This window comes from Streptomyces sp. NPDC059649 (assembly GCF_042734445.1).
Lineage (GTDB): Bacteria > Actinomycetota > Actinomycetes > Streptomycetales > Streptomycetaceae > Streptomyces.
In genome coordinates, this window is the sequence record NZ_JBHWDV010000069.1 from 14,977 (window position 1) to 29,979 (window position 15,003).

General features: G+C 71.0%; 15 protein-coding genes. 10 read left to right on the forward strand and 5 right to left on the reverse strand.

Going from position 1 to position 15,003, the window contains the following annotated elements; all coding sequences use genetic code 11:
- The first annotated feature begins 212 nt into the window (after window positions 1-212).
- The gene (locus tag ACFV1J_RS36565; protein WP_385865655.1) at window positions 213-1,559 is read left to right on the forward strand and encodes an MFS transporter; all 1,347 of its coding nucleotides are present in this window, start codon (window positions 213-215) and stop codon (window positions 1,557-1,559) included.
- Between the two features lie 167 nt (window positions 1,560-1,726).
- On the opposite strand, the gene ACFV1J_RS36570 is transcribed toward ACFV1J_RS36565, so the two are convergent.
- Window positions 1,727-1,960, reverse strand: coding sequence for a hypothetical protein (locus ACFV1J_RS36570; protein WP_385865656.1), 234 nt, complete (start codon window positions 1,958-1,960; stop codon window positions 1,727-1,729).
- Between the two features lie 65 nt (window positions 1,961-2,025).
- Here ACFV1J_RS36570 and map point away from each other — a divergent pair, with 65 nt between their 5' ends.
- The 4 genes from map (at window position 2,026) to ACFV1J_RS36590 (ending at window position 6,220) form a co-directional block, all read left to right on the forward strand.
- On the forward strand, window positions 2,026-2,883 hold the full coding sequence (gene map, locus ACFV1J_RS36575; RefSeq protein ID WP_385865658.1) for a type I methionyl aminopeptidase: 858 nt from the start codon (window positions 2,026-2,028) through the stop codon (window positions 2,881-2,883).
- 287 nt (window positions 2,884-3,170) lie between these two features.
- On the forward strand, window positions 3,171-3,839 hold the full coding sequence (locus ACFV1J_RS36580; RefSeq protein ID WP_385865679.1) for a heme oxygenase (biliverdin-producing): 669 nt from the start codon (window positions 3,171-3,173) through the stop codon (window positions 3,837-3,839).
- Window positions 3,840-4,089: 250 nt separating this feature from the next.
- Entirely contained in the window at window positions 4,090-5,340 is a 1,251-nt protein-coding gene (locus ACFV1J_RS36585; protein WP_385865660.1) for a hypothetical protein, read from the forward strand.
- A 235-nt stretch (window positions 5,341-5,575) separates the two neighbouring features.
- Window positions 5,576-6,220, forward strand: coding sequence for a hypothetical protein (locus ACFV1J_RS36590; RefSeq protein WP_385865661.1), 645 nt, complete (start codon window positions 5,576-5,578; stop codon window positions 6,218-6,220).
- A gap of 15 nt (window positions 6,221-6,235) precedes the next feature.
- Here ACFV1J_RS36590 and ACFV1J_RS36595 read toward each other — a convergent pair whose 3' ends face one another.
- Window positions 6,236-6,898: a PhzF family phenazine biosynthesis protein gene (locus ACFV1J_RS36595; RefSeq protein WP_385865662.1), complete on the reverse strand. Its 663-nt coding sequence runs from the start codon at window positions 6,896-6,898 to the stop codon at window positions 6,236-6,238.
- Window positions 6,899-7,311: 413 nt separating this feature from the next.
- Between ACFV1J_RS36595 and efeO the strand changes: the two genes are divergently transcribed.
- From efeO to ACFV1J_RS36615, 4 genes are all read left to right on the forward strand, one after another.
- Window positions 7,312-8,463: an iron uptake system protein EfeO gene (efeO, locus tag ACFV1J_RS36600; protein ID WP_385865663.1), complete on the forward strand. Its 1,152-nt coding sequence runs from the start codon at window positions 7,312-7,314 to the stop codon at window positions 8,461-8,463.
- Between the two features lie 45 nt (window positions 8,464-8,508).
- Window positions 8,509-9,843, forward strand: coding sequence for an iron uptake transporter deferrochelatase/peroxidase subunit (gene efeB / locus ACFV1J_RS36605; protein ID WP_385865665.1), 1,335 nt, complete (start codon window positions 8,509-8,511; stop codon window positions 9,841-9,843).
- 67 nt (window positions 9,844-9,910) lie between these two features.
- Window positions 9,911-10,903, forward strand: a complete 993-nt coding sequence (gene efeU / locus ACFV1J_RS36610) for an iron uptake transporter permease EfeU (RefSeq protein ID WP_385865666.1) — start codon at window positions 9,911-9,913, stop codon at window positions 10,901-10,903.
- A complete protein-coding gene (locus ACFV1J_RS36615; RefSeq protein ID WP_385865668.1) occupies window positions 10,854-11,765 on the forward strand; it encodes a hypothetical protein in 912 nt (303 codons plus the stop codon). The genes efeU and ACFV1J_RS36615 overlap by 50 nt, the downstream gene beginning before the upstream one ends.
- Window positions 11,766-11,855: 90 nt before the next feature.
- Here ACFV1J_RS36615 and ACFV1J_RS36620 read toward each other — a convergent pair whose 3' ends face one another.
- Together ACFV1J_RS36620 and ACFV1J_RS36625 are read right to left on the reverse strand one after the other, a co-directional pair.
- Window positions 11,856-12,608: a bifunctional DNA primase/polymerase gene (locus ACFV1J_RS36620; RefSeq protein ID WP_385865669.1), complete on the reverse strand. Its 753-nt coding sequence runs from the start codon at window positions 12,606-12,608 to the stop codon at window positions 11,856-11,858.
- Between the two features lie 162 nt (window positions 12,609-12,770).
- A complete protein-coding gene (locus tag ACFV1J_RS36625) occupies window positions 12,771-13,391 on the reverse strand; it encodes a TetR/AcrR family transcriptional regulator (RefSeq protein ID WP_385865671.1) in 621 nt (206 codons plus the stop codon).
- 125 nt (window positions 13,392-13,516) lie between these two features.
- Between ACFV1J_RS36625 and ACFV1J_RS36630 the strand changes: the two genes are divergently transcribed.
- A complete protein-coding gene (locus tag ACFV1J_RS36630; RefSeq protein WP_385865673.1) occupies window positions 13,517-13,696 on the forward strand; it encodes a DUF6243 family protein in 180 nt (59 codons plus the stop codon).
- 54 nt (window positions 13,697-13,750) lie between these two features.
- Here the strand turns inward: ACFV1J_RS36630 and ACFV1J_RS36635 are convergent, their stop codons facing one another.
- Window positions 13,751-14,743, reverse strand: a complete 993-nt coding sequence (locus ACFV1J_RS36635) for a small ribosomal subunit Rsm22 family protein (protein WP_385865675.1) — start codon at window positions 14,741-14,743, stop codon at window positions 13,751-13,753.
- Between the last annotated feature and the right edge of the window lie 260 nt (window positions 14,744-15,003).

Genomic DNA, 15,003 nt, shown 5'->3' on the forward strand with positions numbered 1-15,003 from the left:
GGGGCTCCCCTCCGCGCCCCGTGGCCCCGCTCCGTGGCCCCGCCCCGTGGCCCACGGCCCCGTACCCCCGCGCCGCATGGCCCCTGTGGGCCTGCGGGCACCCGTGGACACCCGTGGACACCCGTGGGCACCCACGAGCCCGCCCACCCCGCCCACCCCGCCCCCCGAAATTCCTTTGCGGCCCCGCGCCCCGCGCCGCACGATGGACCCTCGTGACCTCCGAGGACCCCCCGCTCCCGCCCGCGCCGTCACCCCGGCGGCGGCTCGCCTCCCTCCTGCCGGACCTGGCCCCGTGGCGGTCCTCGCGCGACTTCCGGCTGATGTGGTGCGCCGGCGCGATCACGGTCTTCGGCAGCTTCCTGACGTTCGTGGCCCTGCCGCTGCAGCTCAAGCAGCTGACCGGCTCCACCGTCGCGGTCGGGGCGCTGGGCGCGGTGGAGCTGGTGCCGCTGATCGTCTTCGGGCTCTACGGCGGTGCGCTCGCCGACGCCGTGGACCGCCGCCGGCTGATCGTGGGGTCCGAGGCCGCGCTCGGCGTGATCGCCGGAGGACTGCTGCTCAACAGCCTGCTGCCGCATCCGGCGGTCTGGCCGCTCTATGCGAGCGCGGCGGCGTCCAGCGCGCTCACGGGTCTGCAGCGTCCCGCTTTGGACGCGATCGTGCCGCGGATCGTCGGGCACGACCAGCTCGCCGCGGCCGCCGCGCTGAACTCGCTGCGCTGGCAGGTCGGCGCGATCGCCGGCCCGGCACTGGCCGGCGGGCTGCTCGCCTGGGCCGGCCCGTCCTGGGCGTACGGCATCGACGCGGCCACCTACGCCGGCTCGCTGCTGCTGTCCCTACGGCTGGCCCCGTCGCCCGCCGCGCACGACGCCGAGAAGCCGTCCCTGCGCGCGATCGCCGAGGGCGCGCGCTACGCCTGGTCCCGCAAGGAACTGCTCGGCACCTACGCGATCGATCTCACCGCGATGCTCTTCGCCTTCCCGCTGGCGATCTTCCCGTTCCTCGCCGACGAGCTCGGCGCCCCCTGGGCGCTGGGCCTGATGTACGCGGCGCTGCCGGCCGGCTCCTGCCTGGTCAGCCTGACCAGCGGCTGGACCTCCCGGATCCACCGGCAGGGGCGGGCGATCGCGCTGGCGGCGGCCGGCTGGGCGCTGGCCGTCGCCGCGGCCGGGCAGCTGCGCAACGTCTGGCTGGTGCTGCTCTGCCTGACGCTGGCCGGCTCCTGCGACATGATCAGCAGCATCTTCCGCTCGGCGCTGTGGAACCAGACCATCCCCGACGAGCTGCGCGGCCGACTGGCCGGTATCGAGCTGCTGTCGTACTCGGCGGGCCCCCAGCTGGGCCAGGTCCGGGTCGGCGGGATGGCGGCCCTGACCGGCGTACGGGCGTCGGTGTCCCTGGGCGGCCTGCTGTGCTTCGCCGGGGTCGGGCTGCTCGCGCTGGGCCTGCCGAAGCTGATGGCGTACGACGCGCGGACCGACGAGCACGCCCGCCGTATGCGCGAGCGCCGGGCCGCCGCCCCGACCACCCCCGAGACCGGCGACGCCCTCACCGCCTAGCGGGCGCGGGCCCCCGGACGGGACCAGACTCCTCGCGGCCCCGGACAGGACCAGCGGCCACCGGTCAGTCCTTCGCGGCCCCGGACAGGACCAGCGGCCACCGGTCAGTCCTCCTCGCGGCCCCCGACGGGACAAGAGGCCGCGGCTGGAGCGGGCTCGGCCGCCGGTCAGTCCTCCTCGCGGGTCCCGTCCCCGGCCTTGTCGTGCCACCTGGGGTCGGTCTCCCACTCCAGGTTCCGCTCGCGGGCGGTCTCCATGGCGTGCGCGGCCTCCTCGCGGGTGTCGTACGGGCCGAAGCGGTCGGCTGCGCGGCACTGGGGGCCCTCCTCGACCGTGCCGTGCTTGAGGCAGTAGAACCACTCGCCCGGCTTTCCGACCGTCCGCCTCTTGAAGAGCGCCATCGCCGCCTCCTTGGGGTACTCCGTGCCACCATCCTGCCCGACGGCCCGCGGATACACTCGCTGGCATGTCTGGCCAGTCGCTTCTTGTCCCGGGGAAGATCTCCCCCACCCGTCCCGTCCCCGCCTCGATCGCGCGCCCCGAGTACGTCGGGAAGGACGCGCCCACGCCCTATACGGGGCCCGAGGTGCAGGACGCCGAAACGATCGAGCGGATGCGGATCGCCGGCCGGATCGCCGCCCAGGCGATGGCGGAGGCCGCCAAGCACATCCAGCCCGGCGTGACGACCGACGAACTGGACCGGGTGGCCCACGAGTTCATGTGCGACCACGGCGCCTACCCGTCCACGCTCGGCTACCGCGGCTTCCCCAAGTCACTGTGCTCCTCGCTCAACGAGGTCATCTGCCACGGCATCCCGGACTCCACCGTCCTCAAGGACGGCGACATCGTGAACCTGGACGTGACCGCGTACATCCACGGTGTGCACGGCGACAACAACGCCACGTACCTGTGCGGCGAGGTGGACGAGGAGTCCCGGCTGCTGGTCGAGCGCACGCAGGAGGCGCTCAACCGCGCGATCAAGGCGGTCAAGCCGGGCCGTCAGATCAACATCATCGGCCGGGTCATCGAGTCCTACGCCAAGCGCTTCGGCTACGGCGTGGTCCGTGACTTCACCGGTCACGGCATCAACTCGTCGTTCCACTCCGGCCTGATCGTTCCGCACTACGACAGCCCGCACCACACCACCGACATCAAGCCCGGCATGACCTTCACCATCGAGCCGATGCTGACGCTGGGCACGCACGAGTACGACATGTGGGCGGACGGCTGGACCGTGGTCACCAAGGACCGCAAGCGGACCGCGCAGTTCGAGCACACCCTGGTGGTCACGGAGACCGGCGCGGAGATCCTGACCCTCCCCTGACCAGGGACCCGCGGCGGGGCGGCGGCCCCGGCACGGTGGCCGCCTCGCGCCCGGGGCGCGGGCCTGGCAGAATTTTTACCGACAGCCCGTCGGAAAGGACCTACACTGATTTACCGACAGCACGTCGGTAAAACCCTGCGCGCCCCGTCCCCACTCGTTCGCGCCCGCTCGCACCCGTGCGCACCTGCTCCACACCCGGCCGCACTCGTCCGCACGCCCCTCGGCCCCGGAGGTCCGTCGTGGAACCGTCCAGCCCGGCCCCGCACCCCTCGCCCGCCGCGCCCGACGTGCCCACCCCGTCCGCACCGTCCACCCCGTTCTCGACGGCGATCCGGACCGCGTCCCACGCGCAGCACACCGAGGCCGAGAACTCCTCGTTCATGAGCGACCTCCTCGGCGGCCGGCTCGGCGTCACGGCCTACCGGCGCTACACCGAGCAGCTGTGGTTCGTCTACCGCGCCCTGGAGGACGCCACCGAGGCGCTGGCCGGCGACCCGGTGGCGGGCCCGTTCCTCCGCCCCGAACTGGCCCGCATCCCCGAGCTGGAACGCGACCTCGCCCACCTCGGCGGCCCGTCCTGGCGCGGTGGCCTGCAGCCCCTGCCGGCCACCGCCGCCTACGCCGCCCGCGTCACGGACTGCGCCCACAACTGGCCGGCCGGCTATGTGGCGCACCACTACACCCGCTACCTCGGCGACCTCTCCGGCGGCCAGATCATCCGCGGCACCGCCGAGAAAACCTGGGGCTTCGCCCGCAAGGGCGACGGCGTCCGCTTCTACGTCTTCGAAGACATCACCAACCCCGCCGCCTTCAAGCGCACTTACCGCTCCCTGCTCGACGCCCTGCCGGTGGACGACGTCGAAAAACAACGCGTCATCGACGAATGCCGCCGAGCCTTCCGCCTGAACAGCGCGGTCTTCCAAGCGCTGAGCGAGGAGTTCCCGCTCAGCGCGTGAGCCGCCTCGCCGGCCGACTGGCCGACTTCCCCCGCGGAGGGGCCGATTCCCTCATTGTTCACCCGCCCCTCAGGCAACATCATGATCATGCCAATCATGGGTGGAAACCAGGGGGGATTCTTTGAAGGCCGCTAGGGGAAGAGGGAAGAAGTGGTCAGCGATCGCGCTGCCTCTCGCAGCATTGGTCGCATCGGTCCCGCTGGCGGTGACATCACCCGCCGGCGCAGCGGATCAGACTGCCGGAAGCACCATGAAGAAGCAGGAAACACTCGACAAGATAGCCGGTGACATCACCCAACGATTATCCGAATCCGACCGGTCCCATATTCCGGGTTTCACCGACGTCCATGTCGACCCCGATAAAAACCACCTGCGCCTTTTCTGGAAGGGCGCCCCGTCGCAGCGTGTCCGGCACATCCTCGCCCATCTGCCCGACGGGGTCACGGCAGAGGTCGTTCACGCCCGCTACTCCAAACAAGAGCTCCACCAAGCCCGGAACAAAATGCTCCGGGACGGAAAGCCCGTAACGCTTCGTCTTGACCCGCGGAAGGCATCGATCCGCGTCACCAGCATCGGTCCCAGCCCCGACGGCAGCAGCCTGGAGATCGGCTACGACGAGGACCGGGGGCGAGGCAGGCGTGATGCCACCGACCCGCTGTCCCAGCGAGACCGCCGGGAAAGGTCCACTGCCGTCAAGAAACTCACGGACCGCATGACGGGAATCCACACCGTCGCCACGTACCAGCCGCTCAGTGAGGACCTGTCCGCCACCACCGGAAACCGCCAGCACGACTCCTCCCCGTGGTTCGGAGCATCGGCGCTGCGCAATCCGGGAGGTGGCATCTGCTCGGGGTCGTTCAGCGTCAGGAACAGGGACGGGGACTACCTGCTCATGGCGGCCCGGCACTGTTCCCGAGGCGGCAACGGCATCTGGCGGACGTGGGAAGGCGGCGACGTCGTGGGCGGCAATGACGCCGCCGAGGTCTCCATTCCGGACGACGCACAGGGAATCCACCTGCCGTCCGGGCAGGCCGGACCGTATCTGTACGACGGACCGGCGACCCGGCGGGACGGATACGCCAAACCGGTCGTCAGGTGGGGGCACAACAACGTCGGGGATTACGTGTGCGCCGACGGTGCGAACTCGGGCGTCCATTGCAACGTCCGGGTCGCAAAGACCGACATAGGAATCGTGGGCGGAGACGGGTCCTACCGCCCCCTCACCGACCTCGCCTACGCCACCGGCCTGACCCCCGGCGGAGTCGCGGCGGTCAATGGCGACAGCGGCGGACCGGTCTTCGCCGGCGTGAACAACTACACGGCGGATGAAGCGCGCGGCATGATCACGGCTCTCGACAGAACGGTCACCTGTCCCTCGTCGCTGAACAAGGACACCGTCCTCGACGGGCACATCAGAACGCCTTGGTGCCTCCAAGGCGTGTACTACGTACCGGTCTACCAAACCCTGCACAACACCGGATGGACTCTCGTGACCTTGTGAGGCGCCTGAGCGGTGGGTCATTCATCCACCGGCCCACCGCTCTTCCCCTCTTGCGCGCCAAGCTGCCACGATCGGCCCCGGCACCCCGCCCACCCTCTCCACGAAGTGAGTGACCGTGCCCCGAAATGATGTGCGACGTCGCCGCACGGTATGGCTCCTGTCCGTGGTGGCTTGCCTTGTCGCGGCCGCGGTCAGCTGGGCCGTATGGGACCACTCACGCCTCCAAGAGACAGCCGTGGCCGGCGATGTCCTCCTGAGCGGTGACGGCCGTACGCTCACCACACCCGTCGACTGGACGGACTGCGAAGACAAGCCTCAGTTGGAGGCGCAGGAAACCGCCCACACCATCAAACTGACGCTCACCAGGAAACGGCAGTCCTTCCTTACCCGGGACACCGTGTGCGACGACCGCCACGACGGTCTGGTCGCCACCACGCTCGCGGAACCGGTCGGCAGCAAGAAAATGACCGATGCGGTCACCCGGTCCGCCATCATTCCCTTTGACGCCTCGCGCCTCGAGCGCCCTCATTACCTGCCGCCCGGCTACACCCCGGCGGACAACGTCATTGCCCCGGGCGGCCGTTCCGACCCGCCCTACACCAGGGCCCGGACTCCCAGCTGGACGACCACGTACCAGCGGAACCGCGACAAGGGAGGGCAGGCCGGATACGTAAGCATCACGGAAAAGCCGGGCGAGATTCCGCGGGGGAACGGAACCGCGATATCCCTCAACGGGCGCCCGGCCCACCTTCAGGAGCGTCCCGGCGGCAGCCGATCCGCCACCTGGGCCGACAAGGGATACACGGTCACCGTTGAGGCGGGCGATCCCCTCATGACCCGGGACGAATTCCTGCGGATCGCCAAGGAAGTCAATCGCTGACTCGACAGATCGCCGTCAGGCCACCCGCCGCACCCGGCCGCCGACCGCGAGGGTGCCGTCCGGGTGGAGGCGGGTGAAGATCTGGGACGCGGCGCCCTGATGGATCGTCAAGGGGCGGGCCAGTTGGTGGGTGAGGAGCATGGCGGCGGCGCCGGTCGCCTCGTCCTCGGCGATGTTGTCGCCGCGGCGCGGGAAGCCGCGGGCGCGGACCACGCCGGCGGGTTCGTCCTGCCAGGCCCAGGCGTAGAGCCAGCCGTCGCCCGGCGGCGGGGCGGGCAGGTCGTCGACCTCGGTGACCGAGGCGAGGCGTTCGGTCCGGCGCGGCGGCACCCATTCCGGGCGGCCCCGGACCCAGGTCAGGTCGCCCTCGAAGCTCACCGCGACCTCACCGGCCGGCGGGCGGAGCGTACGCGGTGGCCGGCCCGTGTCCCGTAGGAGCCAGGCCAGGCCGACGAGCGGGTATCCGGCGAACGGGAGCCGGACGCTCGGCGTGTGGATGTCGACGACACCTCGGTCCGGGTCGTCGAGGAACACCGTTTCGCTGTAGCCGAGTTGTGCGGCGAGGGCGGCGCGTGCGGCGGGGTCGGGGAGCGCCGCCCCGTCCCGTACCACCGCCAGTTCATTGCCCCCGGCGCCGTTCGGTCCGCAGAACACCCGGAGTACGTCGTATGCGGTCATCGGGACATTGAACCGCGGGGCCGGGTGAGACCGCGCGGACCAGGGCCCGGCGCAGACCGGCGCAGAGCACCCGGGCGCGGGTCACGGTCGGCGGGAACGGCGTCATGGAGCACCCCCGAAGAGATGGGTAGTTAGGTAAGGCTAACCTAACTAGCGCCCACGGATGGATCTCCGCCGTGCGGGCGAGGGGGGCGCATCGATGCCGTCATGGGCAGTCCCGGCATGGGGGTCTTACCTTGACCGAGGCATAACCGTTCCGTGATGGGGCCGTTGCGGATGAGAGCGGGATCACTGGACAGGGTGGGCAGAAGTAGGTAAGCCTCAGATAAGTTAGGGCCGCCTTAGTGGTGGCTCAGGCCATTGTTTACCGTTCCTGTGCACCGTTTCTCCGCCCAACCCGCTTGGAGCCCCGTATGCGAGCCCTTCGCTCCTCCGCCGTCGCCGCCCTCGCCGCGGCCACGGCCGTCACGGCCGTCGCCGGCTGCGCCGCGAAGAACGACGGCAAGGGAGGCGGGAAGGACACGGTCAAGGTGACCGCCACCGACCGCGGCTGCGAGCTGTCGACCAAGGAGTTCCCGGCCGGGCATGTGCGGCTCGCGGTGGAGAACAAGGGCTCCAAGGTCACCGAGGTGTACGTCTACGCCCCGGGCGACCGGATCGTGACCGAGCGGGAGAACATCGGCCCGGGGACGAACGCGGAGATCACCGCGGAGATCAAGCCCGGTTCGTACGAAATAGCCTGTAAGCCGGGCATGAAGGGCGACGGCATCCGGCAGAAGGTGACGGTCAGCGGCAAGGGCACGAGCGCCAAGCACGACCCCAAGCTGGACGCCGCGGTCGCCGCGTACCGCAAGTACGTGCAGGAGCAGGCCGACCAGACGCTGCCCAAGGCCCAGAAGTTCGCCGACGCCGTCAAGGCCGGCGACCTGGAGGCGGCGAAGAAGGCCTATGCGCTGTCCCGGATCGGCTGGGAGCGCACCGAGCCGGTCGCCGAGTCGTTCGGCGACATCGACCCGAAGGTCGACGTGCGGGCCGACGGCATCTCCGACGGCCAGAAGTGGACCGGCTGGCACAAGCTGGAGAAGTCCCTGTGGGAGGAGAAGAAGATCTCCGGGGACGACAAGAAGCTGGCCGACCGGCTGATCACCGACCTCAAGGACTGGCAGAAGCGGGTCGGCAAGGCCGAGATCACCCCGACCAGCATGGCCAACGGCGCCAAGGAGCTGCTCGACGAGGTCGCCACCGGCAAGGTCACCGGTGAGGAAGAGCGCTACAGCCACACCGACCTGGTGGACTTCCAGGGCAACGTCGAGGGCGCCGAGAAGGCGTACGAGCTGCTCAAGCCGGTCGTCAGCAAGAACGAGCCGGCGCTCGCCAAGGAGCTGGACAAGCAGTTCGCGGCGATCCGCGCGCTGCTCGACGGTCACCGCGACGACAAGTCCGCCGACGGGTTCGTCTCGTACGACACGGTCGGCAAGGGTGACCGCAAGAAGCTCTCGGACGGCGTGAACGCGCTGGCCGAGCCGCTGTCGAAGCTGGCCGCCGCCGTGGCCACCGCCAAGTAGTCCGCCGCCGGACAGGGGATCAGGATGACGCAGGACGAGGACGGTATGGCAGACAAGACGGAGAACGCGGCCGTGGAGGCCGCCGAGGCCCCCGCGGCCGAGCAGGCCGAGCAGGCCGGCAACGGGCGGGCGCCGTCGCGGCGTTCGCTGCTCGGCTGGGGCGGTGCGGGACTGGCGCTCGGCGCGGTCGCGGCCGGCGGTACGGCCGCGGCGCTGCGGGCCGGCAACGACGTGCAGCCGGCCGGCGCGGACGCCACCGCGGGCGCCGCGGTGGCCTTCCACGGCAAGCACCAGGCGGGCATCGCCAGCGCCGTCCAGGACCGGCTGCACTTCGCCGCGTTCGACGTCACCACCGACGACCGCGACGAGCTGATCGCGCTGCTCAAGGAGTGGACGAAGGCCGCCGCGCGGATGACGGCCGGTGACGCGGTCGGTGACGGCGCGGTCGGCGGGCTGGCGGAGGCGCCGCCGGACGACACCGGTGAGGCGCTCGGTCTGCCGCCGTCCCGGCTCACCCTCACCTTCGGTATCGGCCCGACACTGTTCGAGAAGGACGGCAAGGACCGGTTCGGCATCAAGGACCGGCGGCCCGAGGCGCTGATCGACCTGCCGCAGTTCCCCGGCGACAACCTCGACAAGTCCCGCAGCGGCGGCGACCTGTGCGTCCAGGCGTGCGCGGACGACCCGCAGGTGGCGGTGCACGCCATCCGCAACCTCGCCCGGATCGGCTTCGGCAAGATCGCCATCCGCTGGTCGCAGCTCGGCTTCGGCAAGACGTCCTCGACGACGCCGGACGCCCAGACGCCGCGCAACATGATGGGCTTCAAGGACGGCACCCGGAACATCGCGGGCACCGACACCGCCGCGCTGGACAAGCACGTATGGGTCGGCGACGGCGACGAGAAGGGCAAGGGCGGCTGGATGGCCGGCGGTTCGTACCTCGTCGCGCGCCGAATACGGATGCACATCGAGACCTGGGACCGTACCTCGCTCAAGGAGCAGGAGGACATCTTCGGCCGGAACAAGGGCGAGGGTGCCCCGGTCGGCCGGAAGAACGAGCGGGACGAACCGCACCTGAAGTCGATGCTGCCGACCGCGCACGTCCGGCTCGCGCACCCGGAGTCCAACGGCGGGGTCCGCATCCTGCGCCGCGGCTACTCCTTCACCGACGGGACGGACGGACTGGGCCGGCTGGACGCCGGGCTGTTCTTCCTCGCCTACCAGCGCGACGTGCGCCACGGCTTCGTGCCGCTGCAGCAGAAGCTGTCGCAGAACGACGCGCTCAACGAGTACATCCAGCACGTGGGTTCCGCGGTCTTCGCGGTCCCGCCGGGCGTCCGGAACGCGGACGACTGGTGGGGCCGGGAGCTGTTCGCCTGACACCGCCGCCACCGACGAGATCGCCGTCCGGCGCGGACGGCCGTATGAAGGAAGGGAAGGGACCGGCGTGTTCGGCAACTACCTGATCGGACTGCGGGAGGGGCTGGAAGCCAGCCTCGTCGTCTGCATCCTCATCGCTTACCTGGTCAAGACCGGCCGGCGGGAGGCGCTGCGCCCGGTCTGGCTCGGCATCTCGCTCGCCGTGGTGCTGTCGTTCGCGTTCGGGGCGGCGCTGCAGTTCGGCTCGCAGACCCTGACGTTCGAGGCGCAGGAGGCGCTCGGCGGTTCGCTGTCGGTCATCGCGGTGGGCCTGGTGACGTGGATGGTCTTCTGGATGCGGCGCACCGCGCGGCACCTGAAGAAGGAACTCCACGGCAAGCTGGACGCGGCGCTGCAGATGGGCACCGTCGCGCTGGTGGTCACCGCGTTCCTGTCGGTGGGCCGGGAGGGCCTGGAGACCGCGCTGTTCATCTGGACGGCCGCGCAGTCCGCCAACGACGGCGTACGGCCGCTGGTCGGGGCGCTGCTGGGGCTGGCGACGGCCGTGGTGCTGGGCTGGCTGTTCTACCGCGGTGCGGTGCGGATCAACCTCGCGAAGTTCTTCACCTGGACCGGCGGGATGCTGGTCGTGGTCGCGGCGGGCGTGCTGGCGTACGGCTTCCACGACCTGCAGGAGGCGGACGTGCTGCCCGGGCTGAGCTCGCAGGCGTTCGACATCAGCGCGCAGATCCCGGCCGACAGCTGGTACGGAACGCTGCTGAAGGGCGTCTTCAACTTCCAGCCGGACCCGACCGTCCTCCAGGTCACGGTGTGGGCTCTGTATCTGATCCCCACGCTCGGCTTCTTCCTCGCCCCCGGTAGGGTTGCGCCGAATCGTGCCACCCCGGCGGACCCCCGGTCCGCCCCGGTCGCCCCGAAGGAGCCCGAGCCCCATGACACGCAGGTCGCCGTTCCGGGTGCCCGCAACAGTGACGTCGGCAGCGACGGCGCTGGTGATACTGAGCGGGTGCATGACGGTGCACGGCGAGCGGGAGATGCTGCCGGCGGTGACGAAGGCTGACGGCGCCAAGGCGCTGCAGCGCTTCACCGACGGCTTCAACAAGGCCAAGCAGCAGCTGGATCCGGAGCTCAACACCTCGTTCGAGGGCGGCGCACTGCTCGCCCTCGACCAGGCGGGGATAAAGGCGGCGCACGCGCTGAAGCCGCAGGGCGACCCGGCCTACCCCACCCTGGCGTTCAAGGACGCGCACTTCACGATCCCCAAGCAGGCGGGCTGGCCGAAGTACTTCATCGCCGACGCGGCCAGCAACCGCAAGGCGGCCGACGGTTCGTACAGCCGCTGGTTCCTGGTGTTCAGCCGGAACGGCATCAAGGAGAAGTGGCGGGCGGTCTACCTGGCGGAGTTCGCCGGCAACAAGGCGCCGGAGCTGAAGACGGACCAGGACGGCTTCGCGGAGGCGGTGCCGGCCGGCGGGAAGTCCGGGCTGGCGGTGGATCCGGGCGAGCTGAGCCGTACGTACGCCGACTACCTCAACACCGGTAAGGGCAGCGCCTTCGCGTCCGGTCCGAACACCGACGGCTGGCGGGCCCGGCGGGCCCGGGACACCAATCAGCCGGGCGCCCGCATCCTGTGGGAGGACACCGCGTCCGACTACCCGCCGGTGGCGCTGCGGACCACGGACGGCGGTGCGCTGGTGTTCTTCTCGACCTTCTACCACCAGCAGAAGACGGTCTCCCAAGGGTCGGTCATCACGGTGCCGGCCCAGTTGCAGGGGCTGATGGACGGGCCGACGAAGAAGACCAACCGGATGGCCTTCACCACCGTCTCGGCGCAGGCGGTGACGGTGCCGGCGAAGGGCTCCGGGGGCAAGATCACGGTGCTGAACCGGCGCGAGGCCAAGACGTCGGTCAAGCCGCTGTAGCGCGCGCATACGCGCAAGGGGCCGCCGGGGTGTTCCGGCGGCCCCTTGCGCGTACGGCGGGGACGTGCGGGGTGCGCGGGGGCGCGGCGGTCAGCGGCCGATCGGCCAGGCCGCGGTTTCGTGGTAGTGCTCGCGGTCCGCGCGCTCGTTGAACTCGGCGCAGGCGTCGGTGAGCGACTCCAGCAGCGTCAGCGGGTCGGGCAGCGGGAGTTCGGGGCCGCGCAGCCAGGTCACCGCGGGCTGTTCGCCGGGCAGGGTCGAGGGCGGCAGGAGGACGTAGCTGCCGCGGCAGTGCCAGCGCAGGCCGGGGTGCTCGTCCATGGTCTCGGGGTGGCAGTCCAGCTCGCAGGGCCACCACTCGTCCTCGTCGTCCGGGGTGCCGCGGGTGGCGGTGAAGAACAGCATCCGGCCGTCGCCGAAGCCGGCGCCGCTGAGGGTGATCGGGCCGACCTCGATGCCGGCCGCCTCCAGCCGGCCGAGGGCGCTGCGGCCGGCCTCGACGGGCACGTCGAGGACGTCGTGGGCGATGCCGGTGGCGGTGATGAAGTTGGCCTGCGTGAGGGTGCGGATCCAGGCGGCGACCTTGTCGCGGTCGGTGGTGGCGACGGTCTGCCAGCCGAAGGAGATGGGGTGGCGTCCGGGGGTGGGACAGCCGATGCGTTCACAGGAACAGCCGTAGCCGGAGGGGTGCGCCGCCGGGGCGATCGGGAATCCCGCATCGGCCGCGGCCAGCAGCAGGTCCTCGCGGCCGCGCGCGGCAACCGATCCCGTGTCCGTATCGCCGCCGTCCGATCCGCTCTTCGGCCGGCGCAGCCACTGGGAGAACCTGCTCTTGCGTTCCATCTATCCCCTCACTTCGAGCGGTGGTCTGGGATCAATGCTGCCACCATCCTGCGCCCGGGGTGACCGGTGTGCGGATCCGGGGTGAACAGAAGGGGGGTGAATACCGGCATTTCCGGCCATCATCGACAGGACACCGCTTTCGCCGGCGCTCGGCCGGCCGGGTCAGGCCCGCGGACGCAGACCACGCAGTGCCTGGTCGACGAGGGTGTCGACGAAGGCGTGGGTCAATGCGCCGGTGCGCATCAGCCAGCGCTGTGAGAAGGGACTCAGCACCATCTCGGCGGCCACCCGTACGTCGACGTCCGCGGCCACCTCGCCGGCTTCCTGGGCCTTTCGCAGCCGGTCGACGTAGACGCGGATACCGGGCTCCAGCAGCCGGGCGACGAAGGTGCGGGAGAGCTCCTCGTCGCTCGCGCCGGCCGCGGCGAGGGCGCGGTAGGGGGCCTGGAAGGCGTGGTCGTTGAACTCGTCGGCGGTCGCGCGGAGCACGGTCTTGAGGTCGGCGGCGAGATCACCGGTGTCCGGGAGGCCCTTTTCGTAGTCCTCGTCGGCGCCGGCGGTGAAGGCGTCCAGGAGGACCGCGGCCTTGGAGGGCCACCAGCGGTAGATGGTCTGCTTGCCGACGCCGGCCCGGGAGGCGATGCCCTCGATCGTGAGCTTGTCGTAGCCGACCTCGCCGACGAGCGTGAGTGCGGCATCGAAGATCGCCCGTCGGGAGCGCTCGCTGCGGCGGGAGGAGTCGGGGGCTTTGACGCCGGGGGCGGGGGCTGGGGTGTGGGCCATGGGGCGAGTGTAGCGAGGGCTAGGCGAGACGTATCGTCTTGACGAGACGATACGTCTCGTACACGCTGTGACCCGTCGAACGAGACGGATCGTCTCGCTTCATTGCTGCGACGGAGGAGGAACCCATGAGCAAGGGCACTGGAGACGGCATGCTCGGCGTCGGGGGCACCCGCAACAAGCTGTCGCGCGGGGCGCTGCGCGGCGGCGCCGGCGACGGCCGGGGCGGCCGGGACCGCGCCCGGGCACAGGCCCAACGGCAGGAGCTGTTGCGCAAGTTCCAGGATCGAGCGGCCGGGAAAGAGTGAGAACGTCCCGGCCCGGCGCGATCAGGCGAGGGAGAACGCCCTGGCTCGGCGCGATCAGGCGTCGGGCCAGCTGTCGCCCCAGGCGGCGTCCCGGGCCTCGCGGTACTGCGCGCCGTGCCGCTTCGTCACGGTGGTGCGCCGCAACCCCTCGTCCGCGGTGCACAGGTCGAGGAGGACCTGGCCCTTGCGGAGCTGCGGTTTGCGGACGATCCGGGCGGGGGCGGGATCGGCCGGGAGCGTGGTCGCGGCGACGTAGGAGAACTTCTCGTCCTCGTACGGGAGCGCACCGCCCTTGACCTGGCGGTGGAGGGAGGAGCGGCTGACCCGGGCCGAGAAGTGGCACCAGTCTCCCCCAGCGGCCGCTGGGGGTGCCCCCACGCCCCCCACAAGCGGGACGATCGGGCAGGTCCCGGCGTGCGGGCACGGGGCGACGATCCGCAGGCCGGCCTCGATGAGCTGGTCGCGGGCCTCGCGGATGCGGAGGTAGCCGTCGGGGGTGCCCGGCTCGATCACGACGACGGCGGTGGCGGTGGTGGCCGCGGCGACCACCGCGCGACGGTCCTCGGGGCGGAGTTCGCCGAGCACGTAGGAGACGGTGACCAGATCCGTGCCCTCGGGGACGGTCAGGCCCGCGCCTATGGTGCCGCGGCGCCAGGTGGTGTCCGGGAGGATGCCCGCGGCGAGTTCGGCGCCGAGGTCCAGGGCCGGCTGGGCCCAGTCCAGGACGGTGCTGTGGTGGCCCTGCCAGAGGGCGGCGGTGGCCCAGGTCGCGGCGCCGGTGCCGCCGCCGATGTCGAGGTGGGTGGCAGGGGACCAGTCCGGGACCCGAACGGCGAAGGCGGTCAGCGCGGCGCGCACCGCCTCGAAGGTGGCCGGCATGCGGTAGGCGGCGTAGGCGGCCACGTCCGCGCGGTCGCGCAGGACCGGGGCGTCGGTGGGGGTACGCCCCCGATAGTTGGCGATCAGCCGGTCGACGGCCTGCGCGGCCTGCTTGGGCGGCAGGCCGTCGAGCAGGCCGGCCAGTGCGGCGCGGAGTTCGTCGTGCATCGACGAAATTCTACGTACGTTTTCGGCTGGCCCGCCGTGGGGGCTGGGGTTCTTCCGCCTTCGGCGGGCGTGGGGGTTCGGGCCGGGGGGCGCTCGCTGTCGTCGTGGTGCCGGGTGTGGTCCTCCGGGCGGGGGCGCCCCACCGAACGCAAGGGGGCGGACCGGAGGCGCCTGTTGTGTGGACGTAAAGCGAAGCAGTCCACACAACAGGCGCCGGAGGGCCGAACCCGCAACCCACCACCCACCAGGCGCCCCCGGCC